25 protein-coding genes are annotated in these 24,766 nt (G+C 60.1%); 8 read left to right on the forward strand and 17 right to left on the reverse strand.

Going from position 1 to position 24,766, the window contains the following annotated elements; translation table 11 throughout:
* Positions 1-5: 5 nt before the first annotated feature.
* From AC13RE_RS20345 to AC13RE_RS20365, 5 genes are all read right to left on the reverse strand, one after another.
* Positions 6-1,562, reverse strand: coding sequence for a formate dehydrogenase beta subunit (locus tag AC13RE_RS20345; protein WP_488564264.1), 1,557 nt, complete (start codon positions 1,560-1,562; stop codon positions 6-8).
* Positions 1,559-2,038, reverse strand: coding sequence for a formate dehydrogenase subunit gamma (locus AC13RE_RS20350; RefSeq protein ID WP_132720649.1), 480 nt, complete (start codon positions 2,036-2,038; stop codon positions 1,559-1,561). The genes AC13RE_RS20345 and AC13RE_RS20350 overlap by 4 nt, the downstream gene beginning before the upstream one ends.
* A gap of 160 nt (positions 2,039-2,198) precedes the next feature.
* Entirely contained in the window at positions 2,199-3,095 is an 897-nt protein-coding gene (locus tag AC13RE_RS20355; protein WP_015341374.1) for a LysR family transcriptional regulator, read from the reverse strand.
* A gap of 70 nt (positions 3,096-3,165) precedes the next feature.
* Positions 3,166-3,504: a metalloregulator ArsR/SmtB family transcription factor gene (locus AC13RE_RS20360; RefSeq protein ID WP_132720647.1), complete on the reverse strand. Its 339-nt coding sequence runs from the start codon at positions 3,502-3,504 to the stop codon at positions 3,166-3,168.
* A gap of 100 nt (positions 3,505-3,604) precedes the next feature.
* Positions 3,605-4,375, reverse strand: a complete 771-nt coding sequence (locus AC13RE_RS20365) for an SDR family oxidoreductase (protein WP_132720646.1) — start codon at positions 4,373-4,375, stop codon at positions 3,605-3,607.
* A gap of 97 nt (positions 4,376-4,472) precedes the next feature.
* Here AC13RE_RS20365 and AC13RE_RS20370 point away from each other — a divergent pair, with 97 nt between their 5' ends.
* Together AC13RE_RS20370 and glpD are read left to right on the forward strand one after the other, a co-directional pair.
* Positions 4,473-5,246, forward strand: a complete 774-nt coding sequence (locus tag AC13RE_RS20370) for a DeoR/GlpR family DNA-binding transcription regulator (RefSeq protein ID WP_132720645.1) — start codon at positions 4,473-4,475, stop codon at positions 5,244-5,246.
* Positions 5,247-5,360: 114 nt separating this feature from the next.
* Positions 5,361-6,872, forward strand: a complete 1,512-nt coding sequence (gene glpD / locus AC13RE_RS20375) for a glycerol-3-phosphate dehydrogenase (RefSeq protein WP_132720644.1) — start codon at positions 5,361-5,363, stop codon at positions 6,870-6,872.
* A gap of 9 nt (positions 6,873-6,881) precedes the next feature.
* Here the strand turns inward: glpD and soxR are convergent, their stop codons facing one another.
* Positions 6,882-7,346 (reverse strand): redox-sensitive transcriptional activator SoxR, encoded by a 465-nt coding sequence (soxR, locus tag AC13RE_RS20380; protein ID WP_488564265.1) that lies wholly within the window; start codon positions 7,344-7,346, stop codon positions 6,882-6,884.
* Between the two features lie 73 nt (positions 7,347-7,419).
* Between soxR and AC13RE_RS20385 the strand changes: the two genes are divergently transcribed.
* Both AC13RE_RS20385 and AC13RE_RS20390 read left to right on the forward strand, forming a co-directional pair.
* A complete protein-coding gene (locus tag AC13RE_RS20385; RefSeq protein ID WP_488564266.1) occupies positions 7,420-7,995 on the forward strand; it encodes an NADPH-dependent FMN reductase in 576 nt (191 codons plus the stop codon).
* 169 nt (positions 7,996-8,164) lie between these two features.
* The gene (locus AC13RE_RS20390) at positions 8,165-9,376 is read left to right on the forward strand and encodes an acyltransferase family protein (RefSeq protein ID WP_488564267.1); all 1,212 of its coding nucleotides are present in this window, start codon (positions 8,165-8,167) and stop codon (positions 9,374-9,376) included.
* Between the two features lie 39 nt (positions 9,377-9,415).
* Here the strand turns inward: AC13RE_RS20390 and AC13RE_RS20395 are convergent, their stop codons facing one another.
* The 3 genes from AC13RE_RS20395 to AC13RE_RS20405 are packed head-to-tail and all read right to left on the reverse strand — an operon-like array spanning position 9,416 to position 13,205.
* Positions 9,416-10,537, reverse strand: coding sequence for a mandelate racemase/muconate lactonizing enzyme family protein (locus AC13RE_RS20395; RefSeq protein ID WP_488564268.1), 1,122 nt, complete (start codon positions 10,535-10,537; stop codon positions 9,416-9,418).
* Positions 10,538-10,558: 21 nt separating this feature from the next.
* Positions 10,559-12,058 carry an aldehyde dehydrogenase gene (locus AC13RE_RS20400; protein ID WP_488564269.1) on the reverse strand — a complete coding sequence of 500 codons (1,500 nt, stop codon included), beginning with the start codon at positions 12,056-12,058 and terminating at the stop codon, positions 10,559-10,561.
* Between the two features lies 1 nt (position 12,059).
* Positions 12,060-13,205, reverse strand: coding sequence for an iron-containing alcohol dehydrogenase (locus AC13RE_RS20405; protein WP_488564270.1), 1,146 nt, complete (start codon positions 13,203-13,205; stop codon positions 12,060-12,062).
* Between the two features lie 116 nt (positions 13,206-13,321).
* On the opposite strand from AC13RE_RS20405, the gene AC13RE_RS20410 reads away from it, so the two are divergent.
* Positions 13,322-14,227: a LysR substrate-binding domain-containing protein gene (locus AC13RE_RS20410; RefSeq protein WP_488564271.1), complete on the forward strand. Its 906-nt coding sequence runs from the start codon at positions 13,322-13,324 to the stop codon at positions 14,225-14,227.
* 236 nt (positions 14,228-14,463) lie between these two features.
* Here AC13RE_RS20410 and AC13RE_RS20415 read toward each other — a convergent pair whose 3' ends face one another.
* The 8 genes from AC13RE_RS20415 to AC13RE_RS20450 form a co-directional block, all read right to left on the reverse strand.
* Positions 14,464-14,871: a F0F1 ATP synthase subunit epsilon gene (locus AC13RE_RS20415; RefSeq protein ID WP_015341386.1), complete on the reverse strand. Its 408-nt coding sequence runs from the start codon at positions 14,869-14,871 to the stop codon at positions 14,464-14,466.
* Positions 14,872-14,948: 77 nt separating this feature from the next.
* Positions 14,949-16,379 carry a F0F1 ATP synthase subunit beta gene (gene atpD, locus AC13RE_RS20420; protein WP_015341387.1) on the reverse strand — a complete coding sequence of 477 codons (1,431 nt, stop codon included), beginning with the start codon at positions 16,377-16,379 and terminating at the stop codon, positions 14,949-14,951.
* 24 nt (positions 16,380-16,403) lie between these two features.
* Positions 16,404-17,288 carry a F0F1 ATP synthase subunit gamma gene (locus tag AC13RE_RS20425; RefSeq protein ID WP_132720636.1) on the reverse strand — a complete coding sequence of 295 codons (885 nt, stop codon included), beginning with the start codon at positions 17,286-17,288 and terminating at the stop codon, positions 16,404-16,406.
* A 29-nt stretch (positions 17,289-17,317) separates the two neighbouring features.
* Positions 17,318-18,847 (reverse strand): F0F1 ATP synthase subunit alpha, encoded by a 1,530-nt coding sequence (gene atpA, locus AC13RE_RS20430; RefSeq protein ID WP_488564272.1) that lies wholly within the window; start codon positions 18,845-18,847, stop codon positions 17,318-17,320.
* Positions 18,847-19,413 (reverse strand): F0F1 ATP synthase subunit delta, encoded by a 567-nt coding sequence (locus tag AC13RE_RS20435; RefSeq protein WP_132720635.1) that lies wholly within the window; start codon positions 19,411-19,413, stop codon positions 18,847-18,849. The genes atpA and AC13RE_RS20435 overlap by 1 nt, the downstream gene beginning before the upstream one ends.
* Before the next feature lie 262 nt (positions 19,414-19,675).
* Positions 19,676-20,059: an AGROH133_08824 family phage infection protein gene (locus tag AC13RE_RS20440; RefSeq protein WP_488564273.1), complete on the reverse strand. Its 384-nt coding sequence runs from the start codon at positions 20,057-20,059 to the stop codon at positions 19,676-19,678.
* 68 nt (positions 20,060-20,127) lie between these two features.
* Positions 20,128-20,580: a hypothetical protein gene (locus tag AC13RE_RS20445; protein ID WP_488564274.1), complete on the reverse strand. Its 453-nt coding sequence runs from the start codon at positions 20,578-20,580 to the stop codon at positions 20,128-20,130.
* A gap of 57 nt (positions 20,581-20,637) precedes the next feature.
* Positions 20,638-22,869: a primosomal protein N' gene (locus tag AC13RE_RS20450; RefSeq protein WP_488564275.1), complete on the reverse strand. Its 2,232-nt coding sequence runs from the start codon at positions 22,867-22,869 to the stop codon at positions 20,638-20,640.
* 352 nt (positions 22,870-23,221) lie between these two features.
* On the opposite strand from AC13RE_RS20450, the gene AC13RE_RS20455 reads away from it, so the two are divergent.
* The 3 genes from AC13RE_RS20455 to AC13RE_RS20465 are packed head-to-tail and all read left to right on the forward strand — an operon-like array spanning position 23,222 to position 24,456.
* A complete protein-coding gene (locus AC13RE_RS20455; protein WP_488564276.1) occupies positions 23,222-23,794 on the forward strand; it encodes a TetR/AcrR family transcriptional regulator in 573 nt (190 codons plus the stop codon).
* Positions 23,787-24,122: a nuclear transport factor 2 family protein gene (locus tag AC13RE_RS20460; RefSeq protein ID WP_165915317.1), complete on the forward strand. Its 336-nt coding sequence runs from the start codon at positions 23,787-23,789 to the stop codon at positions 24,120-24,122. The genes AC13RE_RS20455 and AC13RE_RS20460 overlap by 8 nt, the downstream gene beginning before the upstream one ends.
* Positions 24,097-24,456 carry a TfoX/Sxy family protein gene (locus AC13RE_RS20465; RefSeq protein ID WP_488564277.1) on the forward strand — a complete coding sequence of 120 codons (360 nt, stop codon included), beginning with the start codon at positions 24,097-24,099 and terminating at the stop codon, positions 24,454-24,456. The genes AC13RE_RS20460 and AC13RE_RS20465 overlap by 26 nt, the downstream gene beginning before the upstream one ends.
* Positions 24,457-24,766: the final 310 nt, after the last annotated feature.

Below are 24,766 nucleotides of genomic sequence, written 5' to 3' on the forward strand. Positions count from 1 at the left end.
GGATCTTACTCCGCCGCTTCAATCAAGGGAGCCGGAGAAAAATCCTCCGGGAAATGGGTCATCGCGCTCATGACGGGATAGGGCGTGAAGCCGCCGAGCGCGCAAAGCGAACCGAACTTCATCGTGTTGCAGAGATCGGCAAGCAGCACCCGGTTCTTCTCGGGCTCGATCCCTTGTGCGATCTTGTCGGCCGTCTCGACGCCGCGTGTCGAGCCGATGCGGCAGGGCGTGCACTTGCCGCAGCTTTCGACCGCGCAGAATTCCATGGCGAAGCGCGCCTGCTTCAGCATGTCGGCGGTATCGTCGAAGACGACGATGCCGGCATGGCCTATCAGGCCGTCCTTGGCCGCGAAAGCTTCGTAGTCGAACGGCGTATCAAACAGAGCGCGCGGGAAATAGGCCCCGAGCGGCCCGCCGACCTGCACCGCCTTGACCGGCCGCCCCGTCACCGTGCCGCCGCCGATCCTGTCGACGATATCGCCGAGCGAAAGGCCGAAGGCTGTCTCATAGAGACCGCCATGCTTGACGTTGCCGGCAATCTGCAGCGGGATCGTGCCGCGCGACCGGCCCATGCCGAAATCGCGATAGAAGGCAGCACCCTTGTCCAGGATGACGGGGACCGAGGCGAGCGAGATCACGTTGTTGATGACGGTGGGACAGTTGAACAGGCCCTTATGCGCCGGCAGCGGCGGCTTGGCGCGCACGATGCCGCGTTTGCCCTCGAGGCTGTTTAGCAGCGCGGTTTCCTCGCCGCAGACATAGGCGCCGGCGCCGGTGCGGATTTCCATATCGAACGCCTTGCCGGAACCGAGCACGGATGCACCAAGAATGCCGGCCTTGCGTGCGATCTCCACCGCCTCCGTCATCGCGGCGATCGCATGCGGATATTCCGAGCGCGTATAGACGAAGCCCTTGGTCGCCCCCGTCGCCAGCCCAGCGATCGCCATGCCTTCGATCAGCACGAAGGGGTCACCCTCCATGATCATCCGGTCGGCAAAAGTGCCGCTATCGCCCTCGTCGGCGTTGCAGACGATATATTTGCGGTCACCCGGCGCATCGAGCACCGTCTTCCATTTGATGCCGGTCGGGAAGCCCGCGCCGCCACGGCCGCGCAGGCCGGAATCGGTGACTTCCTTGACGATGTCGCCAGCCGCCATGTCGATCGCGCGGCGCAGACCTTGCAGGCCACCATGGGCTTCATAATCCTGCAGCGAAAGCGGGTCGGTAATGCCGCAGCGGGCAAAGGTCAGGCGGGTCTGTTCTTTCAGGAATGGGAGGCTTTCGACCTCCCCAAGACAGAGCGGATGCTCGCCGCCTTCGGCGAGCCCGGCGTCGAAGAGTGCGGGAACATCCTTGGCCTTCACCGGCCCATAGCCGATGCGCTTGCCGCCGATCTCGACTTCGACCAGGGGCTCAAGCCAGAACATGCCGCGCGAGCCGTTGCGCACAATGCGCGCATCGAGCCCGCGTTTGGCGATTTCCTGCGCGACCGATTTCGCCACTTTTTCCGCACCAAGCGAAAGGGCGGCCGCATCGCGGGGAATATAGATGGTGAGCGTCATTGGCGCGCCTCCTTCACGAGGTCGTCGGCGCTTTCATCGTCGAGCCGTCCATAGAGTTCGCCGTCGAGCATCGCAGCCGGCGCGCAGGCGCAAAGCCCGAGACAATAGACCGGCTCCAGCGTCACGCTGCCATCGAGCGTGGTCTGATGGAAATCGATGCCCAGGAGCTGCTTGATACGCTCGGCAAGCGCATCGCCTCCCATCGACTGACAGGCCTCGGCACGACAGAGCTTCAGGACATGCCGGCCGGCGGGATGATCGCGATAGTCATGATAAAAGGTCATGACGCCGTGCACTTCAGCGCGCGAGAGGTTCAACGCCTTGGCGATCAGCGGCAGCGCATCCTGCGGTACATAGCCGAACTCGTCCTGTATCCCATGCAGGATCGGCAAAAGCGGCCCTTCCATCGATTTCATGCTATCGATGATGGCTCCGGCGCGGATTGCGACATCGCCCGCGGCCTGATTCAAACTCATTAGCAGCCTCCCGCGCATAGCTCCGAAGATCGAAGGCGAATCTTCGGAAAAGACCTATGCGGCATTTCCTCCTGGCGCGCGATCGGCACGCCGCAAGGATAAGCTCGCAGGGAGACGACAAAGGATCAATAAGGCAGTCTCGTTGCTCGATAGAAAATTTCTATCGATTCTCGTCCTCTTCTGCGAGCAATCTCGCTTCGTGCAACAAGGCGGAGACGAGTGGCGTAAAGGGTTCGCGGTGGGTGGCGACCAGGCCGACAAGATGCTCGGCGTCAGGCTCCGTGATCGGGATCTTATGAATATCCGCCGGAAAACCGAATGAATCGGCAATATTCTTCGGCATAATGCTCGCCCAGCGCCCGGTCTGCACATGCGAAAACAGCACGATCATCGAATTGGATTCCAGTGTCGGCCTGGCCGTTGCGCCCGCCTCGGCAAGATGCCGATTGATGATGCGCCGGTTCTGCATGTCTGCAGTCAATAGACAAAGCCGAAGATCGCCGACCTCTTTCCAAGTGACCGTCTCCCGCTCGGAAAACGGGCTGCCTGCCGCGGTGATGAGGTGATAGCGCTCGGCATAGAGCGGCACGCTGGTGACACGGCCGAGCGGCTCGTTTTCCAGATAGGTAATGCCGGCATCGATCTCGAGATTTTCCAGCAGGCTCAGAACCTGCAGCGAATTACGCGATAAAATGGAGAAGGTAACGTCCGGGTGTCTTTCCTGGAAAGGCGTGGTGATTTTCTGCACCATGGCAAGCGCCGTCGGAATGGCGGCGATCCGGATGTGGCCGGCAAGGCCCTTGCGCGCAGCCCGCATCTCCTCGCGCATCGTACGGCTGTCGCCGACGATGCGGCGCGCCCATTCCAGCACGCGCTGCCCCTCGGGCGTCAGACCCTGAAAGCGCGAACCACGGCTGACAAGCATCACACCGAGCTGGTCCTCCAGCTGGCGGATCGCCGCCGACAAGGTCGGCTGCGTCACCCCGCATTCCTCGGCCGCGCGCCCGAAATGCTTCTGATTCGCCAGCGCGATGAAGAATTCCAGCTTGTCGATCATCCCGCTCTCCCGAAGTGAAAGGGTTAGACCGACAGCCGGGTGAACGCAACATGCAAGGCTGCTTCGGACCTCAACATTCGCGCTGACAGAATGCCTTCTGCAGCGAATCGACCACGGCGCAGATTTCCGACCGCGCGACGGCATAGTGGATGAGCCGCCCTTCGCGGCGCGTATCGACGAGCTTATCGAGGCGAAGACGCGCCAAATGCTGCGACACGACAGCCTGCGGCAGATCAAGAAGAGCCTCGAGCTCCATCACCGTTTTCTCGTTCTTGGCCAGCATGAAGAGAATCGCCAGGCGCGTCTCATGCGATAGTGCTTTCAGCAGGGCGCTCGACTTTCGCGCCCTGTCAGTCATTTCCTCAATATCACGTTCCGCTGCACCGCCCTGCGGTAGAGACGACGACATATCACAGCCTCTAATAAGAATCCCCAGGGAATGTTTATAATATTATCAAATCAGAAGCTGATTCAAAAAAGACGCGGAAAACCAAAAAAGGTCCGTTTTATCAGCAGATAAGCTGCCCGCCGTTGATCTCAATTACCTGCCCGGTGATGTAGCCGGAAAGCAGCGGGGCTGCGAGAAAGAGATAGGCGGGCGCGCAATCTTCGGGGGTGCCCAGTCGCTGAAGCGGGATCGATTTGCGCGTCTGCTCCAGCTTCTCTCTCGACGAATAACGCTCATGAAAATCGGTCGCTATCGTGCCGGGGGAGACGCAATTCACCCGGATGCCGTCAGGCGCCAGCTCACGCGCCAACCCTTTCGAGTAGGTCGCGACAAAGGCCTTCGAGGCGGAATAAATCGCCGATCCTGGGCTGCCGCCGGTCAGCGCCGAAATCGAAACAGTGTTGACGATCGCGGCCTGCCCGGCTGCCCGCAGCAGCGGCAACAGCCCTCTCGTCACTTCCACGACGGAAGTTTGATTGAGATGAACGATCTGCTCGTATTGCTCGTCGGTCAGTTCGCCGGCAGGAAATCGCCCGACCATGGTGCCGGCATTGTTGACCAGCACGTCGATGCGGTCGAAGCGCTCCCCGGCAGCACTGACGAAATCGCGCGTGCCGTTGCCGGCTGCGAAATCGCCGGCAATCAGGAAGGCGCGACGGTCGGCCTCTGCCTCCATCAGGAAATCAGGCAAATCGCGGCCAGTATCGCGGCCGATATGGACAAGGACATGGGCGCCGCAATCGAGAAACTGTCGCGCGACCTCCAGCCCGATGCCGCGGCCGGCGCCGGTGACCACGACATTGCGATTTTCGAATAGCTTCGGATGAAACACGAAATCCTCCCAAATCGCACAATTCGCGCGTCAGTAATTGCGGAATTTTCACTTTACCATATGATGACGAAAAAACGAAAGAAAGGGAGCGAAAACCATGTTCCTATCCGGACGTCAGACCGAGATTCTCGACATCGCCAAGGCGGAAGGACGAGTACTCGTAGAGGAGCTGGCGTTGCGCTTCTCGGTCACGCCGCAAACCATCCGCAAGGATCTGAACGATCTCTGCGACGGCCGCGTTCTATCGCGCGTGCATGGCGGCGCAATCTTTCCCGGCGGAACCGAGAACGTGAAATATGAGGCGAGACGGTCTATTGCCGCACCCGAAAAGCAGGCGATCGGCCGTGCAGCGGCGAGCCTGATCCCCAACAATAGCTCGCTTTTCATCAATATCGGCACGACCACGGAAGCCGTCGGCGAAGCGCTTCTTGGCCATCACGAATTGATGGTCATTACCAATAATATTAACGTTGCCAACAAGTTGCGCATTTTCCCCTCCATCGAGGTCGTCATTTCCGGCGGTGTCGTGCGCGGCTCGGATGGCGGCATCGTCGGCGAGGCTGCCGTCGATTTCATCAAGCAGTTCAAGGTGGATTATGCCGTCATCGGCGCCTCGGCGATCGATCCCGACGGCGCACTCCTGGATTTCGACTTTCGCGAAGTGAAAGTGGCACAGGCCATCATTGCCAATGCCCGGCACGTCATACTCGTTGCCGACAGCACCAAGTTCGAACGAACCGCCCCGGTTCGCATTGGTCATCTCTCGCAAGTCCACACCTTCGTCACCGACGAATGCAGTATCGAATCCGTGCGCTCCATCGCAGCGGAACATGACGTCCATCTCGTTGAAACCACTCGCAGATCGGCCTGACCGGCGCACTTTCCGTCAAGAAACGTTCGTTTGACATTCGTATCTGTTTCGCTTTAGATGGATTAGTTTCGATTTTCCATCTTCAGGGGATGGCTGACCTTTGCGGAGGGGCGGGTGAGCGAGCAGGTCTACGACATTTTCGTTATCGGCGGCGGCATCAATGGCTGCGGCATTGCCCGCGACGCCACGGGACGCGGCTACAAGGTCGCGCTTGCCGAGATGAACGACTTCGCCTCCGGCACGTCGTCAGGCGCCACAAAGCTCATTCATGGCGGCCTGCGCTACCTCGAACATTACGAATTCCGTCTCGTGCGCGAATCGCTGATGGAGCGCGAAGTGCTCTGGGCCATGGCGCCGCACATCATCTGGCCGATGCGTTTCGTCCTGCCTTACCATAAGGGCGGCATCCGTCCGGCCTGGCTGATCCGCCTCGGCCTTTTCCTCTACGATCACCTCGGCGGACGAAAGCTGCTGCCCCCGACCGCGACGCTGGACATGAAGAAGGATCCTGCGGGCAAGCCGCTGAAGGCGCTCTTCACCAAAGCCTTCGAATATTCCGACGGCTGGGTCGACGATGCCCGCATGGTCGTATTGAATGCCCGCGATGCGGCAGACCGCGGTGCGACGATCATGCCGCGGACGAAGGTGGTCTCGGCCCGGCGCGAAGGCGCGGTCTGGGCGATCGAAACGGAAAATACGATCAGCGGCGAGAAGCGTCAGTTTCGCGCCCGCATGCTGGTCAATGCAGCAGGTCCCTGGGTCGATCAGGTGCTGTCCGGTACGTTCGGCAAGAACCAGGTGCACAATGTCCGTCTCGTTCAGGGCAGCCATATCGTCGTGCGCAAGAAGTTCGATGACCCGCGCGCCTATTTCTTCCAGAACCCGGACAACCGCATCATCTTCGCCATTCCCTACGAGCAGGATTTCACGCTGATCGGCACCACGGATCGCGACTACAAGGACGATCCGAAGGATGTGAAAATCACCGAGGGGGAAACCACCTATCTCTGCAATGCCGCCAGCGAATATTTCAAGGAGCCGGTCCGGCCCGAGGATATCGTCTGGACCTATTCGGCCGTGCGCCCGCTCTATGACGATGGCGCATCGAAAGCGCAGGAAGCCACGCGCGACTACGTTCTCAAGGTCGAGGGAGAAGAAGGCCAGGCGCCGCTGCTCAACGTCTTCGGCGGCAAGCTCACCACCTATCGCCGCCTGGGCGAACATGCCTTGGAAAAGATCGGCGAAGCCATCGGCCTCAAGGGTAAACCCTGGACTGCCGGCAGCTCGCTCCCCGGCGGCGATTTTCCGGTTCGCGGCTATGAGGCCGAAGTCACCAAGCTCAAGTCGCGTTACCCCTTCCTTGCCGATCCGCATGCCCGCCGGCTCATCCGCCGCTACGGCACGCGCGCTGCCATGATCCTGGGCAACGCCAAGACGATCGCCGATCTCGGTCGGTGTTTCGGAAGCGATCTCTATGAAGCGGAAGTACGATATCTGATCGAACAGGAATGGGCCTATAGCGCAACAGATATCCTATGGCGCCGTTCCAAGAAGGGCCTCTACCTCTCGAAGGAAGAAGCCGCGGCGCTCGACAGCTATATGGCAGAGAGCCACGTCCACGCCTGAGCGGCCAATTCACTCTCCGGGATCAAGCAGCCGCGGGCCTGCGCCTTCCTCGGAAAGCTGATCCCAGGGATTGCGCAAGGGACAGCTATCGAGCGAAAGGCAGCCGCAGCCGATACAGCTGTCCAGCTGATCGCGAAGTCCCTGCAGGCGCTTGATGCGGGCGTCTAGATCATCCTTCCATAGCTCCGAAAGCGCCTTCCAGTCCGATGCTGTCGGCGTGCGACCCTGCGGCAGCGATTGAAGAGCCGCCTGAACCTCGGCAAGCGGAATGCCGACGCGTTGGGCTACCTTGATGACGGAGACTCGCCGCAGCACTTCGCGAGGATAGCGCCGCTGATTGCCGCTGCTGCGATGGCTCTCGATCAGGCCTTTCGCTTCATAGAAATGCAACGCCGATACAGCCACGCCGCTGCGTGCGGCCACCTCGCCGACCGTCAGCAGCTTCGAAAATTGAATCGGATCGATTTTTCTCATTTTCGCTATTGACCTCAACTTTACTTGAGGTTTTATAACCCTGGCTCCGAACCGCGTAAAGCAGGAGCAAGACATGACAGAAAGAACCCGGCTGGCGATCATCTACGGCAGCACGCGTCCGGGTCGGCTATGCGACCGGGTGATCAACTGGGTCGCCCGCGAACTGGCGCATTATCCGCTTATAGACATCGATCTGATCGATCCTCTCGAATTCGATCTGCCTTTCGCGCACAATCGCGAGCATCCCGGTGTCGCAGCCCTATCGGAGCGGCTTTCGGATGCCGATGCCTTCATTATCGTCACGCCCGAATACAATCATAGTTTCACCGCCTCGCTGAAATTCGTGCTCGATCTCGTCTATGAGCCCTGGCATGGCAAACCTGTCGCCTTCGTCTCCTATGGCGGCATCTCCGGCGGCCTGCGCGCGGTGGAACAGTTGCGGCTCGTCTTTGCCGAGCTGCATACGGTCACGGTGCGCGATGCGGTCAGCTTCGCCAATCCCTGGGGCAGATTTGCCGAAGATGGCACGCTCGAAAATCCGCTCGATGCCAGAAAATCGCTTGTCCTCATGATTGCGCGGCTGACGTGGTGGAGCAACGCCCTGAAACCGGCTCGCGTCACGCGCCCCTACCGCTCCGTTGCCGCCTGATCCCTATCCCAACACAGGTATCCGATCTCTCGTTTCTGGCAGGTGCGGGAGATCGGTCCGACGCCCGGACCCGGCACCGATGGGTTCGGGCGTCCTGTCAAGGATCATGCTTGCCGAAACCGCCGCAATGACCTAACGCAATAGAGGGAGATCTCGGGCGGATACGGGAATGGAGAACGCCAAGCGGCTGGGAGGAGCGGATTTCATGCGCGCCGTCGCATGTCTGATGGTGCTTGTTCACCATCTCGTGCTCCGAATGAATTTCTACAAGATCCCACCAGCCCTGGATGTAACCTTCATATTGGCGCGCTTCGGCAATCACGGCGTCTCGGTCTTCTTCGTCCTCAGCGGCTTCCTTCTTGCGCGCCCCTTCTGGTTGGCGCTGGATAGAGCCCAACCCCTCCCTTCACTGAAGATCTATGCCATGCGCCGCGCCGCACGCATCCTGCCGGGCTTCTGGTTTGCCCTGACGGTCGGCTTCCTGATCAGCTTCACCATCTATGGCTTTCCGTTGGACGCGGAACTGGTCGGCCGCTACATTTCCGGCTTCTTCCTGATGAGCCAATGGCATTGGCGCACCTTTTTCCCGGTGCAAGGAGATGGGCCTTTATGGTCGATCCCCTTCGAGACGACCTGCTATGTTCTCATGCCGATCGGTTTCCTGCTGTTGTTTCATTCAAAACTGAGATCGCGCTCCGCTTTCCTCAGACGCCTGCTCTGGATCGGCATCATCGCGATATCCTTGATTGGCCATTGGCTTGTCGTCACCTATCTGCCGACCGACAATGTCGGGCAAGGATGGCGATATGGCTTCCAGGGCGGCGCTAAGGAATGGATGCCGCGCTACAACCCGATCGGCTTCTTTGCCATATTTGCAATCGGCGTGCTGGCCGCCGGCATACAGACCATCCTCCCGTCTCGACGCTCGGTGATCTACGACGTCATCGGCGCGCTCGCGATCGTCATGGGCGCGTGGCAACTGCCGCAGTCAATCGGCGGCGCGGCGGAGGGCTATGCCTGGCTCGGCATTCCCTACCAATTCCCGCTGCTGCCCCTCGCGGTCGCGATCGCGCTTTGCGCGCTTCCGCAATCGCTGCTGCTGGCAAAGCTGCTCGACAATCCCGTGTTCCGTTATGTCGCCACCGTCTCCTTCGGCGTCTATATCTGGCAGGATATCGTGCTGACCTTGATGCCGCAGCTGTTCCCCTCGTCCTTCGGTGCCGGCTCGGACGATGTGCTGGGCGGCTGGATCGTCTCAAGCCTGATCGCGACCGCCATCATTTTTACCATCGGCACGCTGAGCTATGTCCTGCTCGAGCGCCCAGTTATTCAGTGGGCGCGGACGCGGGAAAGCAAAGTCATGCGACCCGCCACTGTGTGACGGGTCGGTACTATCCTAGGGAAGATCGCGAAGGATTCTTTAGATACGCGTCGCCTTCAGCCGCTCCTCGTCGAGAACGATGCCGAGCCCCGGTGCAACGCCCAGATCCAGCCAGCCGGCATCGTGCTTGAGCGGCGAGGCCATCGGATAATCGCGGCGAGCTTCGCTCCATTCCGGATTGTCGTAGGGGTATTCGAGCCAGGCAGCATCGGCGACGCCGGCGGTCAGATGGGCATTGGCGAGCACACCGATGCCGTTCGTCCAGGAATGCGGCGTGAACTGCACGCCCGCCTCGCGCGCCTGATAGGCGAGCCGCCGGCAGCCGGTGATGCCACCGACCAGCGCGACATCAGGCTGAATGACATCGAAGGCACGCTCTTCGATGATATCGCGGAACTCGTAGAGCTCGCGCGTCATCTCGCCGCCGACCATCCGCACCGACGTTACCTGCTTCAATTCCTTCATGCCCTTGCGATCCGAGCGATGAAGCGGCTCTTCCATCCAGTAGACGCCGAGCCGCTCCAGCTCCCTGGCGACGGTAAGCGCATCCTTGAAGGTCCAGGGCAAGGTCGTATCCCAGGGCATGCGCCAACCCTGATTGCAGTCGACCATTAGCTCCAGCCGATCGCCGACACGGGCGCGGATCGCTTCGAGCGCCTTGACGTCCTCACGCCAGCCGCCGCGGCCGCCCGAAGACGAGGAGAAGCGCACCTTCATGGCCGGGAAGCCTTCGTCGATATAACGCTCGGCCTGATCGGCCATGGCAGCGGGCTCGCGCAGCACGCCGGAAGATGCATAGAGCCGCACGCGGCTGGCGCGGCCGCCGAGCATCCGCCAGACCGGCTCGCCGGTAATCTTGCCGGAAAGATCCCACAGCGCCAGGTCCATCGGCCAGCAGCGGCCATAGTGGAAATTGATGTGCGACAGAACTTCATAATGCCGTTCGACATGCCGGGGATCCTGTCCGATAAACAGATCCTCATGTCCCTCGAAACCCTTCATCAGGTCGCCGGAGCCGATACCTTCGCGCCCCTCATCATCTCGGACGCGCACGATGGTCGCATCGAAATGCCGGCGCGGACGGCCATCCCAGCTCGCCTTGAACGCCGGATCAAGCGGCAAGCGGTGATGGGTAATTTCGATGGAAACGATCTTGCTCATGGTCGTGCCTCCCCGCAAACCTCAGCCGAACTGCTGCCAAATGGTCTTGTAGTCGCAATACTTGTCGATCGCGTGCACCGAGCGATCGCGACCGAAACCGGACTGCTTGAAGCCGCCGAAGGGCGTGGCGAAGTTCGACATATCGTAAGTGTTGATCCACACCGTACCTGCATGGATCTCTTCGGAGAAGCGGTGAGCACGATCCATGTCCCTGGTAAAGACGGCTCCGGCCAACCCATAGATCGTGTCGTTGGCGATCTTCAGCGCCTCCTCCTCCGTGTCGAAGGGGATGGCGGCGAGTACGGGGCCAAAGATTTCCTGCCGCGCCAGGCTCATATCGTTGGTCATGTCGACGAAGACGCCCGGCGACACATAGTAGCCGCCGGTTTCGCTCAAGACACGCTCGGCGCCGAAGGCACGTCGCGCACCCTCCTTCTCACCGGCTGCGATCATCGCCAGCACCTTGTTCATGTGCTCTTCCTCGATCAGCGCGCCGATCTGCGCGGAAGGGTCAAGGGGATGCTTGAGTGCGATATCCGAGCGGGTGACCGCCTCGATCTTCTCGATCAGCCTGTCCTGTACCGAGCGCTGCACGATGAGGCGCGTCGAAGCATGGCAGGTTTCGCCGGAATTGTAGAAACAGCCCCAGGCAGCTGCGACGGCGGCGGCATCGAGATCGGCATCTTCGAACACGACCAGCGGCGACTTGCCGCCGAGCTCGAGCGCCACGCGCTTGACGTTCGATTGCGCCGCATAGCCCATGATCAGCTTGCCGACCTCGGTCGAGCCCGTGAAGGCGATCATGTCGACATCCATGTGCAGCGCCAGCGGCTTGCCGGTCTCTTCGCCATAGCCCGTCACCACATTGAAAACGCCAGCCGGCAGACCGGCTTCGATCGCGAGCTCGGCAAGGCGGATCGCCGAAAGCGAAGACTGTTCGGCCGGCTTCAGCACCACGGAATTGCCGGCCGCGATCGCCGGCCCGAGCTTCCAGGCATCGATGATCATCGGATAGTTCCAGGGCGTGATTGCGCCGATGACGCCGAGCGGCACCTTGCGCACCAGCGCGCGTACATTCGGGCCAGTCGGCGCAATCTCGTCATACATCTTGTCGATCATTTCGCCGTAGAACTGGATGCCGTCGGCACAAAGGCGCACATCGACACCGAGCGACGCCATGACCGGCTTGCCGACATCGATCGTCTCCAGCATGGCGAGCTCGTCGCCATGGGCGCGAATGAGATCGGCCCATTTCAGCATGATCTTCTTCTTTTCGAGCGGCTCCTTCTTGCGCCAGACGCCACTTTCGAAGGCAGCGCGGGCGGAGGCGACCGCAGCATCGACATCGGCGGCATTGCCGCGCGCAAGCTCAGCACCCGGTTTGCCATCCATCGGCCGGATACGGATGAAGGTCTCGCCCGAGGCGGCAGCGCGATGGGCGCCGTCGATGAAATGACGACCTTCGGGCTTGAGGCCGGAGAGAACGCTTTCCCAATAATCGCGCGTATAATTCTTGGTCATCTCAGATTCCTTTCGGCAGCGCCATGACGGCGGCGGCAAAGCGATCGATATCGGCATCCGTCACATCGCGGATCGTCGATCGCCGCATGGGCTGATTTTCGGTCGCCCGCATCTCGCGGGCGAGATCGGAGGCATCGAACGGTTTGAAGGCAGCCGGCAGCGCGCGAACGATACCGCAGCGGTCCATCCAGTCTGAAACGAAAGCGGGAAGTTCAGCGGCGTTCTCGACGCCGCAAGCCTTGGCCGCTGCATTTAGATCTGCGGTATTGGCTTCGACCAGCCATGCCAGCGTCGCCTCGAAGCCGAGTGCCGTCGCAAGCCCATGGTGGACAGGACCAAGGCCCGCCAGCGCATGGCTGATATTGTGGGCGATCGCCGTGCCGCAATTGTCGATGGCAATACCGCCAAAGCAGGAGCCGAGCAGCACGTGGCCGCGCGCTGCCATATCATCCGGCTGCTTGACGGCTGTCTCCAGTGCACCGGTCAGCAGCCGCAGCGCCTGGTGCGCGTAGAACTGCGCACCACGATGCGTGTTGCGGTTCGTCGCGGCTTCGAAGGCATGAATGAAAGCGTCAAGGCCGCACCATGCTGTCAGGTTGGCGGGTAGGGTCTTTGTCAACGCCGGATCGAGAATGACGAGATCGGCCTTCGTCTCCGGACCCCAGATCCAGAGCTTCTTGCCCTCAGGTCCGGCGAAGATATTCGTGGCCGATGTTTCCGAACCCGTCCCCGCCGTGGTCGGGATCATAATCTTCTTCAGCGAATTCTTCGGCAGCGCGTTGGCGGCCAGCGCATAATGCATCGGATCTTCGCCCGAAGCGATGCAGCAGGCGACGATCTTGCCGATATCGAGCGCCGAGCCGCCGCCGATGCCGATCACCATGTCCGCGCCCTGCCCGGTCGCGATAGCGGCATGCAGATGCGCAAGCTTCGGCTCGCCGGCAAAATCGGAAAAGACCTGCGTCTTCACGCCTGCTTCAGCAAGTTCCGCGCTGATGTTTGCGGCAAGGCCGGACTGCGCCAGGAAGGCATCGATGACAAGCAAAACCGTACCGACACCATCAAAGGATTTGACTGCAGCGGGAAGGCTGGAGAGCACACCCTCGCCAAAACGAAGATCCGGGATGGCGGAAACGGAAAAGGACACGCGGTTCACCTTGGACAAGCGATTGAGAATGATGTCACAATCCTGCATCACAATTTCAGATCTTCAAATCCGGGCAATTATCGGGAATATTGATGATCTGAAGTTATGGAGAGCCAATGCTGGAGAAAATACCGCTGGAAGCCTTCCGCGTGTTCGATGCGGCAGCACGCGCCATGAACTTTTCCCGCGCCGGCCGGGAGCTCAACATCACCCAGGCCGCCGTCAGCCGCCGCATCAAGGGACTGGAAGATCACCTCGGCGCGACGCTTTTTACCCGACGAGGCCGAAACCTCGCACTGACGCCGGATGGCGAGCGGCTGTTCCAGCGCGTGCGCGCCACACTGGAATATCTGGAGGAAAGCCTGGAGCCTTTTCGCGCCGGCACGGGCGAGATCATCTCGATCGCCGCGAGCGGCTCCATCTCGCATCTCTGGCTCGGGCAGCGGCTCAGGGACTTCGGCAAGGAGAGCCCCGGCATCTCGGTACGCCTGCTGACGACGGACGTGCACTCCGAACTGGCCTCGGAGAACAACGATCTCATCATCATCTATTCCACCGGCGAGCACCCGCGCTGGAGCTTGACGCCACTTTTCAACGAGGTGCTGGTCCCGGTCGCCTCGCCGGATTATTTGGCAGCCTGCGGCTTGGACCCGCAGACGCTGACGGCGGTCGACATTGCCGGGCTCGATCTCATCGACTACGAGCGGGCCAATGCCCATTGGATCAGCTTCCGCCAATGGTTCAGTCGTGTCGGTGATCCCCTGAAGGGCAAGCTGCCGCGGCCGCGCCTGTCTTTCTCGACCTATATCATGGCGGTGGAGGCAGCCCTCAGGGGCGAAGGCATAGCGCTTGGTAGTCTCGGCCTCATCGAGGAATATCTGCAGTCAGGCGCGCTCATCACAGTCGGCCAGGATCGCGTCGAGAGTGGCTTCGGATATTATCTCGGCGCCCCTCGCTTCCGCTCGCTCTCTCCGGAGGCGGCGCAGCTGCACCGGTTTTTACTACAAGGACAGGAGGTCTGACGCGGTTTCAGAAAAATTCCGGTACCCTACAGGGCAGCCGCATGTGAAATCGTTGCCTCCCCTCCTTCTTCCCCCTCGGGGAGAAGGGATTGCGGAGCTGACACGCCTCATATGCGACTACACTAACTTCCCCGGTCATGACTTACCGAACAGCAGCATCAGCAAAGGCATGACATCACAACAAAAAAGCGGCCCATAGGACCGCTTTCATCTCATTCATCACTACGCTGACCGCATCAATCCTGCGTGATCGAGCCCCGCAGATGCGAGAGTTCCATGATGAAGTGCTCCAGGCGCGACTTGTGCTCGTGATGCTCGGCGTCTTCGAGTTCGGCCTTGGCGGCATTGATGCGGCGGTCCAGCTCGTCGCGGCTCATGTCTTCGACCGGAACGGCGGATTCGGCAAGCAGCGTGCAGCCGGTCGGCAGGATGTCGGCAAAACCGCCGAAAACGACGTAGTCCTGCTTCTTGCCGGAAGCCGAATGCACCTTGACGACGCCCGGCTTGATGGTGGTCATGGTCGGCGCATGGTTCGCCATGACGGTCATCTCGCCTTCGCTGGCGGGGATGACGACATCGATGACCTGTTCCGACAGCAGCAGGCGCTCCGGAGAAACCAGTTCGAAATTGAAATTGTCAGCCATGACCCGTCACTTCTCGATTGTCATATTCGCAAGGCAAGGGCGCGCGGGCAAAGCCGCGCGCCGATGGATTGGCCTGATTAGGCAGCCAGCTTCTTGGCCTTTTCGATCGCTTCTTCGATCGAGCCGACCATGTAGAAGGCAGCTTCCGGCAGGTGGTCGTATTCGCCGTTGACGAGGCCCTTGAAGCCCTTGATCGTGTCTTCGAGCGCGACGAGCTTGCCCGGCGAACCGGTGAAGACTTCGGCGACGAAGAACGGCTGCGACAGGAAGCGCTCGATCTTGCGGGCGCGGGCAACAGCCAGCTTGTCGTCTTCGGACAGTTCGTCCATGCCCAGGATGGCGATGATGTCCTGCAGGGCCTTGTAGCGCTGCAGCGTCGACTGAACCTTACGAGCAATTTCGTAGTGCTCTTCGCCGACGACCAGCGGGTCGAGCATGCGGGAGGTGGAGTCGAGCGGGTCGACGGCCGGGTAGATGCCCTTTTCAGCGATCGAGCGCGACAGAACCGTCGTTGCGTCCAGGTGGGCGAACGAGGTTGCCGGTGCCGGGTCGGTCAAGTCGTCGGCCGGAACGTAAATGGCCTGAACCGAGGTGATCGAACCCGTCGTCGTCGTGGTGATGCGTTCCTGCATCTGGCCCATGTCGGTGGCGAGCGTCGGCTGATAGCCCACGGCCGAAGGAATACGGCCGAGCAGAGCCGACACTTCCGAACCTGCCTGCGTGAAGCGGAAGATGTTGTCGACGAAGAACAGAACGTCCTGGCCTTCATCGCGGAAGTTTTCAGCAACGGTCAGACCGGTCAGAGCGACGCGAGCGCGGGCGCCCGGCGGTTCGTTCATCTGGCCGTAAACGAGCGCAGCCTTGGAGCCTTCGCCGCCGCCATGCTTGTTGACGCCCGATTCGATCATTTCGTGATAAAGGTCGTTGCCTTCGCGGGTACGTTCACCCACGCCTGCGAACACCGAATAACCACCGTGAGCCTTGGCGACGTTGTTGATCAGTTCCATGATGAGAACGGTCTTGCCGACGCCGGCGCCGCCGAAGAGGCCGATCTTGCCGCCCTTTGCGTAAGGAGCGAGAAGGTCGACGACTTTGATGCCGGTGACGAGGATCTGCGCTTCCGTGGACTGCTCGACGTAGGACGGAGCTTCCTGGTGGATGGCGCGCTTCTTGGACGTGTTCAGCGGACCTGCTTCGTCGACCGGCTCGCCGATGACGTTCATGATACGGCCGAGCGTCTCATGTCCAACCGGAACCGAGATCGGCGCGCCCGTGTCCTTGACCGGCTGGCCGCGAACGAGACCTTCGGTCGAGTCCATGGCGATGGTGCGGACGGAATTTTCGCCGAGGTGCTGTGCGACTTCGAGAACCAGACGATTGCCGTTATTGTCGGTTTCAAGCGCGTTCAGGATCGCCGGGAGCTCGCCGTCGAAAGCAACGTCCACAACGGCGCCGATAACCTGAGTAACCTTACCGACAGAACCTGCGGGGGTAGCTGCGTCAGCCATATTCTTACCCTCTTTTCCCTAACCTCAGAGCGCTTCCGCGCCCGAAATGATTTCAATCAATTCCTTGGTGATCTGTGCCTGGCGCTGACGGTTGTAGTTCAGCGTCAGCTTGTTGATCATCTCACCAGCGTTGCGCGTCGCATTGTCCATCGCGCTCATCTTGGCACCCATCTCGCCGGCGACGTTTTCGAGCAACGCGCGGAAGATCTGGACGGAGATGTTGCGCGGGATCAGGTCCGCGAGGATCGAAGCCGCATCCGGCTCGTATTCATAGACGGCACCCTTGTGGGCTGCATCTTCTTCGACGACGACCGGAGCCGAAGCCGGAATGAGCTGCTGTGCCGTCGGGATCTGGCTGATCACCGACTTGAATTCGGAATAGAACAGCGTGCAGACATCGAATTCGCCAGCTTCGAACATCTCGATGAGGCGCTTGCCGATGGCGTCGGCATTGTCGAAGCCGATGCGCTTGACGTCGCGCAATTCCTTGCGCTCGACGATCAGCGATGCATATTCACGGCGAAGAACGTCATAGCCCTTCTTGCCGACGGTGAAGATCTTCACCGTCTTGCCTTCGGCCAGAAGCTTGCGGGCATGGTCACGGGCGAAGCGCGAAATCTGCGAATTGAAGCCGCCGCAAAGGCCGCGTTCGGCCGTGCAGACGACGAGCAGATGCACATCGCTCTTGCCGGTTCCGGTCATCAGCAGCGGCGCGCCGTCGGCATCGCTGACGGCAGCCGAGATGTTGGCCAGAACAGCGGCCATGCGCTGCGAGTAAGGCCGGGCGGCCTCGGCCGCCTCCTGCGCACGCCGAAGCTTCGCCGCGGCGACCATTTTCATCGCCTTGGTGATCTTCTGCGTCGCCTTGACGGAGGCGATCCGGTTTTTCAGATCCTTGAGTGAAGGCATCCTTGGTCCGTCCTAGAGCTTGGGCCCGATTACGCGAAAGACTTGGCGAAGCTGTCGAGAGCAGCGGTGAGCTTGCCCTTCGTCGCGTCGCTGATGGCCTTTTCGGTGCGGATGGTGTCGAGGATGTCCTTGCCTTCCGAGCGGAGGTACGACAGCAGGCCCTGCTCGAACTTGCCGACCTGGGGAACAGGCAGCTTGTCGAGGTAACCGTTGACGCCGGCGAAGATCACCGCAACCTGCTCTTCCGTCTTCAGCGGCGAGAACTGCGGCTGCTTCAGGAGTTCGGTCAGGCGAGCACCGCGATTCAGCAGGCGCTGGGTTGCGGCATCGAGGTCGGAACCGAACTGGGCGAAGGCGGCCATTTCACGATACTGGGCGAGTTCGCCCTTGATCGAGCCTGCAACCTGCTTCATCGCCTTGATCTGAGCGGAAGAGCCGACGCGCGAAACCGACAGACCGACGTTAACGGCCGGGCGGATACCCTGATAGAACAGGTCGGTTTCAAGGAAGATCTGGCCGTCGGTGATCGAGATCACGTTGGTCGGAATGAAGGCCGAAACGTCGTTACCCTGCGTTTCGATGACCGGGAGAGCGGTGAGCGAACCAGCGCCCTTCTCGTCGTTCATCTTTGCAGCGCGCTCGAGGAGGCGCGAGTGCAGGTAGAAAACGTCGCCTGGATAAGCTTCGCGGCCCGGCGGGCGGCGCAGAAGCAGCGACATCTGACGATAGGCAACGGCCTGCTTGGAGAGGTCGTCGTAGCCGATCAGAGCGTGCTGGGCGTTGTCACGGAAGTATTCGCCCATGGCGCAACCGGCAAACGGGGCCAGGAACTGCATCGGAGCCGGATCGGAAGCCGTCGCAGCAACGATGATCGAATACTTCAGCGCGCCGCGCTCTTCGAGCACCTTGACGAACTGCGCGACGGTCGAGCGCTTCTGGCCGACGGCGACGTAGACGCAGAAGAGCTTTTCGCTGTCCGGACCGTTATCCTGAATGGACTTCTGGTTCAGGATCGTGTCGAGGATGATGGCGGTCTTGCCGGTCTGGCGGTCGCCGATAACAAGCTCGCGCTGGCCGCGGCCAACCGGGATCAGAGCGTCGATGGCCTTGAGGCCGGTCGACATCGGCTCATGAACCGACTTGCGCGGAATGATACCCGGAGCCTTGACGTCGACGCGCGAACGGCGGGTCGCGTTGATCGGGCCCTTGCCGTCGATCGGGTTGCCGAGCGCGTCGACGACGCGGCCGAGCAGCTCCGGACCGACCGGAACGTCAACGATCGCGCCGGTGCGCTTGACGGTGTCGCCTTCCTTGATGTCGCGGTCGGAGCCGAAGATAACCACACCGACATTGTCGGCTTCAAGGTTCAGGGCCATGCCGCGAATGCCGCCGGGGAATTCGACCATTTCGCCGGCCTGAACATTGTCCAGACCGTAGACGCGGGCGATACCGTCACCGACGGAGAGAACCTGGCCGACTTCGGAGACTTCAGCTTCCTTGCCGAAGTTTTTGATCTGATCTTTCAGAATTGCGGAAATTTCCGCGGCGCGGATATCCATCAGCCGACCTCTTTCAATGCAAGCTTAAGGGTGGAGAGTTTGGTGCGAAGGGACGTATCGATCTGACGCGAACCGACCTTGACGATCAGGCCGCCAAGGATCGACGGATCGACGGTGACGACAATCGTCACGTCCTTGCCGGTGACGCCCTTCAGCGCCGCCTTCAATTCATCTTCCTGCGCCGGGGTCAGCGCATGGGCCGAGGTGACCTCGGCGGAAATCTCGCCGCGATGCTGGGCGGCAATGATGCGGAAAGCCTTGATCATGCCCGGCAGCGCAAAAAGGCGCCGGTTGCTGGCCACAAGCTTCAGAAAATTAGTGACATAGGCGCCGAAGCCGGCCTTTTTTGCCAGCGCCTCGATCGCGCCGACCTGCTCTTCAGCCGAAAAAACCGGGCTGAGAACGAAGCGCTTCAGATCATCGCTTTCGTCGAGCATGGCTTGGAACCGATCGAGATCGGCGGTCACCGCCGGTACGGCACCCTCTTCAAGGGCCAATTCGAACAGCGACGAGGCATATCGTTCTGCAACACCAGAAACATGCTGGGATGTGTCTGCCACGGGCACAAAATTCCCTGATTTCAACCCAAGAACCAAACTTCCGGGTGACGGAAGCGTTATGCCCTTGAATTCGTTTTGATTTCCCCCAGAAATCAGCAGGAGTGCGCTCCCGCCTCATCCGAAATTCGGGGTTCGTCTAACATAGGATATGGAGACTCGCAACACGCGTATTCGACGAATACGCCATTCGGGCGAATTTATGATGGCAAAATTCGAAAAGCATGGGGATAGCGCAGGCAAAAATGGCCGCGCCGGAGCCGTTTTCGGCTTAAATATAGCCGAGACCATAGAGAAAAGGTAGCGCAGCAAGAATCGCCTGCACAACCAGAAGAAGAAGGCTCAAAAATACACTGCCCCGATCGGACATGAGCGAGAGGATGCGGCCGAACGCCGCGACGCTGAAGGCGGCACCGAGCGCCAGATAGATCATCGGCTGCGCCAGCAGGATTGCCACCAAACCGATACCTACCATGAAGCCGCCAGCGGAGCGAGCCTCGGCATAGGCTTCCGAACGGCCTTCCTTCACCTGCAGCTTGAGGAAGCGATAGGCGTAACCCGGCGCGAACATCAGGAAGAGGCCGATCAGCGCCGTAATGGCAGCCGAACAGTAGGCAAGCCGTTCGCCAAATTCGGTCGGAAAATAAAGCTCCATCGGTTTTCCTCAAAGCCGTCAACAATTTGACGTCTTATGACATGATGCTTCAAGCAATGAAAAGCGCCCTATTTGTCCTCTGCACTTAAATCGACGGCGGCATGCGCTTTTAGAAGCACTGAACATCCCCCCAATTGCTTTGCCATTGCCGCGGCACGCTGACGAGCAGCTTTGAGTGACAGCTTGGGATCGGCTCGCCCATCGCTGACGATTCGCGCCAAATCCATAGTCTCCGCATCCGCAATTGTCCTCTCGACGCTGATGTATATTTCCGTGTCGGGACCGCAGCCCCCTTTCCGAATTGCACGGAGAACCTTTTCCCTCATCGAGATATGCGGAGCGCCACAGTATTTCTCAGCAAGGGTATGCATCATTATGACATAAGGAATGCCCATAAAACGCCCGTCTATCGACTCGCCTGGCTTCTGGACTGGACTGTTTCTGCAGAAGTTGGGCATTTCTGCATGAGCTGACGACGTTGCCAAACAAATGGATGCGGCGATGCTAAAAAGCTTCGACAATAATGCCTCCTGCAACGAGAATGTTTCAGATTGCTGCCTGCGTATTTTGATAGATTCTTATAGAAAGCTTTGCGGATCGATGTCGAGCTGCACCTGCACGGAGCCGCGCTCCTTCGGGGACTGCGCCAGCATCGCGCGCAGAAAGCCTTGCATGTCGGAATTGCGCCGGCCATGCACCAGCAGGCGGAAGCGGTGGCGGCCGCGCACGAGCGCGATCGGCGCTTCGGCCGGACCAAGCACTGAAATGCCTGAGACCTGCGGCGCCGCATTGCGCATGCTGCGGGCATGGGTTTCGGCATCCTGTCTGCTGTCGGCCGAGACGATGATCGAAGCGAGCCGGCCGAAGGGCGGCAAGATGGCCCTCTCCCGCTCCAAGATCTCGCGCTCGTAAAAGGCACTGGCATCGCCGGATACGATCGCCTGCATGACGGGATGTTGCGGCTGGTAGGTCTGCAGCAGTCCGTGGCTCTTCAAGCCAGTTCGGCCGGCGCGTCCTGTCACCTGCGACAGGAGCTGGAATGTCCGCTCGGCAGCGCGGGGATCGCCATTCGCCAGGCCAAGATCCGCATCGACGATACCGACCAGCGTCATCAGCGGAAAATTGTGCCCCTTGGCGACGAGCTGCGTGCCGATGACGATATCGGCCTCGCCCTTGGCGATCGCGTCGAGCTCCAGCCTCAGCCGCTTGACGCCGCCCATGATGTCCGAGGAGAGCACGATCGTCCGCGCCTCGGGGAAATGCCGCTCCACCTCCTCGGCGATGCGCTCGACGCCCGGCCCGCAGGCGACGAGGTGGTCGAGCGTGCCGCATTCGGGGCAGGCCTCCGGCGTGCGCTCGGCATAGCCGCATTGATGACATTGGATCTGGTTGCGGAAACGGTGCTCCACCAGCCAGCTCGAGCATTGCGGGCACTGGAACCGGTGGCCGCAGACCCGGCAGAGCGTCAGCGGCGCGTAACCGCGCCTGTTGAGGAACAAGAGCGCCTGCTCGCCCTTGGCGACCGTCTTGCCGATCGCGCGGATCATGACGGGCGAAAGAAAGCCGCCGCGCTCGGGCGCATGCCGGCGCATGTCGATCAGATGCAGATCCGGAAGCGCCGCATCGCCGAAGCGCGTCGGCAGGTGGATTGTGGTGTAGCGCCCGCTCTGGCCATTGACCTGGCTTTCGACCGATGGCGTCGCCGACACCAGCACGACGGGAAAATCGCCGATGCGGCCGCGCACCACGGCCATATCGCGCGCATTATAATAGACACGATCCTCCTGCTTGTAGGCGGGATCATGCTCTTCATCGACGATGATGAGCCCGAGATCCTCGAAGGGCAGGAAGAGCGCTGAACGCGCCCCGGCCACGACCCGAACCTCGCCGGTCACAGCCTGTCGCCAGACCTTCTCCCGCATCTTCGGCGCAAGATCGGAATGCCATTCGGCCGGCTTGGCGCCGAAGCGATCCTGAAAGCGTTCGAGGAAGCTGGCCGTCAGTGCGATCTCCGGCAGCAGGATCAACACTTGTTTGCCGCGCCGGAGCGTTTCGGCAATCGCCTCGAAATAGACCTCCGTCTTGCCGGAACCGGTGACACCGTCGATTAGCGAAACCGCGAACTCGCCCTTGCGCACATCGGCCAGGATTTCGTCGGCCGCATCCTTCTGCGGCCCCTGCAGCCGCGACGCGGTGAATTCCGGATCAGGCTTGGCGACGACAGGCGGCGGTGGCAGGAAGATGGTTTCGAAAATGCCCTGCGAGATCAATCCGTCGACGACGCTGGTGGACACACCCGCTGCATGCGCGAGGCCAAGCCTCGTCCAGGAAAGCCCGTCGGCAGCAATCTCCATCACCTTGGCGCGGGCCGGCGTCATCCGTTCCGGCTGGCCGCCGATGAAGCGCAAGCCTTCGATCATCGGCTCGGGATCAAAGGCGGCCGGTGCTCGAAGCGCCATGCGCGCCACAAGCCCCGGCGGCGAGAGCGTATAGGCGGCAACCCAATCGATGAAGTCACGCATGTGCTTGCCGAGCGGTGGGCAATCGAACACATGGCTGATCGGCCGAAGCTTCTTCGGATCGACACCACCGTCATCCTCGCCATCCCAGACGACGCCGATGACCTGGCGCGGCCCGAGCGGCACCTGCACGACCGAGCCCGGCTCGACCGCCATGCCCTCAGGCACGGCATAGGAATAGGCCCGCGGCGCCGGCATCGGCACGAGAACGGGAACCGTACGGCTCATCATAGACTTCGCGGGCGCCGCCTCGAAAAGCGCACCGAACAGATCGGAAGAATCTTTGCTCATTGCGCCAGACCATGCCTCGGACGGACGCAAAAGAAAACCCGGGGTGGCGCAAGAGCACTTGCAAAATGCGGATAGTCTGCAAGCTACCTGAGTATCCTGCCTTATGCAGCAACATCACCAATGACCACAATCGGCCCGAAGCGACCATCAAAGCTGGAAGCGATTTCCAAGGGCTATTAGAATCTATGAGCTCAGCCCTTGACCTTGCCAGCGTGGGCAAGGACGCGTCGGAGCTGACCCTACCTTGAGAGATTTAAGATACGAATTCAGCGTTCTCCATAAGAACCGATTTCGTGTTGACTCCATTCTAATATGATTGTTATAGAACGATCATATTAGAATGGAGAGGCACATGGCTCGACCGGTCGAGTTCGACGAGAAGCAAGCGCTGACTTCAGCAATGGAGATTTTCCGACGGCGTGGTTTCGCTGGTGTTTCCATAAAAACACTTGAGAAAGACACAGGAGTATCGTCCGGCAGCCTTTACAATAGCTTTGGCTCTAAGGATCAACTGTTCGTCAGAGCTATCAATCACTACAATGCGTACGTGGTTGCCAATCGCATCCATCGTCATCTCGAAGCGGACGATCCTGGCGCGGGCCTGCTGTCGATGTTTCTGTCATTACTCGATGAGCCCGACGGTGGCTCAGCGGGTTGCCTATTGACCAATACCGCCGTTGAATTCGCCGGCGAGGGCGGTCCGGTCACCGACAGCGTTACACAAGGATTTGAGCTTTTGCTCAGCGCTTTTGAAAAAGTGCTCCTTCGAATCGGAATTATCGCGGGATCACGGCAGGGAGCGCTCAAGCTATTGGTCCTCTACCAGGGGCTGCTCGTGCTCATCCGCCATGGTCATTCAAAACAAGACTTACGCGCCATCATCTATGCCGAAATCAATTCAATTACAGGAGAATACCATGTCTGAAGCCAATTGGAGTCGTTACAGCAAGAGCTGGTCGCAACCGCAAGCGGAGCGCGATGCAGCGCTCGCGGCGTTGACGTCAGATAATGTCACTTATACGGACCCCAATGTCGAGCTAACCGGACGCAGGGCCTTTTCCCAGTACATGGGCGAGTTTCAAACTCAGTTCCCTGGAACCGCATTTGAAATAATCGACGTGCGCGAACATCATGAGCAATCGCTCGCCAACTGGAAGCTGGTCGACAGCAATCGCACTACGATCATGCTGGGTACAAGTCATGCGAGACTGACACCCGAGGGGAAATTTGCGTCGTTCACAGGATTTTTTTGAGGTCGATTTGGCAACGGCACGTAAACCGGATTTCGTTGATTTTCTGGAAGCAGAGTTCAATCAGTTAGTCGAAGTCGAAACTCTACGGTTTTTTGGTGGCTGGCAGTTTCGTGCGATAGGAAAGCAATTCGCGATCCTGATGCGTGATGTCTTGTATTTCATCACCGATCCCGCCATGAGGGCCGAGCTTGAAGCGGCGGGCAGTCAGCCATTTAGTTATCACAAAGGTGGAAGGCTGGTCGTTGTTGGGCGTTATTTTTCGGCCCCGGACGATGTGATGGATGACATCGACAAGTTGCACCATTGGGCTGCGCGCGCGATAAGCATATCCTGATCTCGATTTCATCGAACGGCTGACATCAGCGCACTCGGGACAGACGCGGTTCAGTTGAGAGGAGAGAGTTTTTAGTTCCTCCGCGCCCCGGGACGCGACGCTGCCGATGTCACTTGGCAGCTTTTAGCGCGAGCCGGACATCCGCCGTTCGACGTTTTTCAACAACTTTCCACCGCGATGTCGGATCGCCACACGCTCGTGCATCTTGAAGACGCTGGCGGACAGACGTCGGCTCCTCAGCAAGAAGAAAACGGGCCACGATCACGATTTACGGTGAAGGAAGAGGGTTTCGGGTCGTCTGGCTTCTGAA

It is taken from the genome of Martinezella sp. CNPSo 3959 (genome assembly GCF_057784355.1).